Origin of the sequence: Lactobacillus porci, assembly GCF_009695985.1 — a bacterium.
Taxonomy (GTDB): domain Bacteria; phylum Bacillota; class Bacilli; order Lactobacillales; family Lactobacillaceae; genus Lactobacillus; species Lactobacillus absianus.
The window spans coordinates 1-1,204 of sequence record NZ_VUMX01000077.1; the positions used below are offsets into that span (position 1 = coordinate 1).

Annotated in this window: 1 protein-coding gene; it reads right to left on the reverse strand. The window is 43.1% G+C overall.

All coding sequences use genetic code 11. The features are described 5' to 3' along the window. Positions 1–35: 35 nt before the first annotated feature. Positions 36–1,082 (reverse strand): IS30 family transposase, encoded by a 1,047-nt coding sequence (locus tag FYJ62_RS10525; protein WP_039944337.1) that lies wholly within the window; start codon positions 1,080–1,082, stop codon positions 36–38. Between the last annotated feature and the right edge of the window lie 122 nt (positions 1,083–1,204).

A 1,204-nucleotide genomic window follows, 5' to 3' on the forward strand; every position in this document is an offset into this window, starting at 1 on the left:
TTTTTGGTAAATTGCAAGAATAATTTGAACACCCACTAAATTTGGTAGATTTTATCCATTTCAGAATCGAATAATTCCTCTGGCGTGGAGTAATTCAAGATCTTTCGAGGTAGTGAATTACACCACATCTGAATACCAAAGATGTCGTCAATACTGTATTTGTCGATCCTCTCACCCTTTGGGATGAAGCGTCTGATAATGCCGTTGTGGCGCTCAACGCTTCCCTTGTCGCAAGAGGTGTAAGGGTGGGCATAATAAACAAGAGTTTTAGAAACTGCCTCTAAGTCGCTTAACTTCGCAAACTCTGACCCATTGTCAGTTGTGATAGACTTAAAGATTTGGTCCCATTTAGCGCCATATTCTTTACGGAGCTCCTTAAAGGCAGCCATAACGCTATCGGCGGTCTTGTCAGGGATCTTGATTACCAAGAACATCCGAGTCTTTCTCTCACAAAGAGTCAGAAGGACCTCGTCATCCTTGGTTTTCTTCCCAAGAACCAGGTCGCATTCCCAGTGGCCGAACTCTTCACGCAGTTCAATCTTCGGGTCTCGTTCATCGATACTACAGCCTAGTTTACGCAGATTTTGGCGTACTCTGTGCTGCTTAGTACTCCGAGTAGTCTTCATGGGCAAATCGAGATTGATGATACCCAGAAGCCTTTGATCAACGTACTTGTACAGCGTTTTGGTAGAGACGACCTCATCCTTGGAGAAGCCATCTACTACTAATGCACGCCCGACACAAGCGTCTAAAGACCAGTCATTTTGGTGGAAATGCTTGACCACATACTCCATGAAGCGGCGGTGCTTAAAGAACTCAATCTTGCGCCCGCAGTGCTTGCGATTATTGTCATAAGCATCCTGTCCAACCTCGGCGATATAACGCTTTCTGTGGCTATTAGGAGTGATTTTAGAGCCTCGTTTCAGCTCATAACCAATAGAGCTGGGAGAGCAGTTTAACCTTCTGGCAATAGCTCTGTTGGAGTATTTTTGATTGTGGTACGCCTCGATCAGACAACGATCCTTGATAGTAAAATGTCTGCCCTTTTGTCGAGAATCTGTGTTAGAATTTGAATGATCCATTTTGACCTCTTTCTTAGAATCGTGTTTGTGGTAATTCATATTCTACCAGAGGTTGAAATGGATTTTTTATATTCTAATACTACTGATTTTCAGTGGTGTTCAAATTGATTATACAATCGACC

What these genes read in the sequence shown, in the direction of transcription:
- FYJ62_RS10525 (WP_039944337.1), bottom strand. Translation starts at nt 1,082, where the DNA reads ATGGATCATTCAAATTCTAACACAGATTCTCGACAAAAGGGCAGACAT.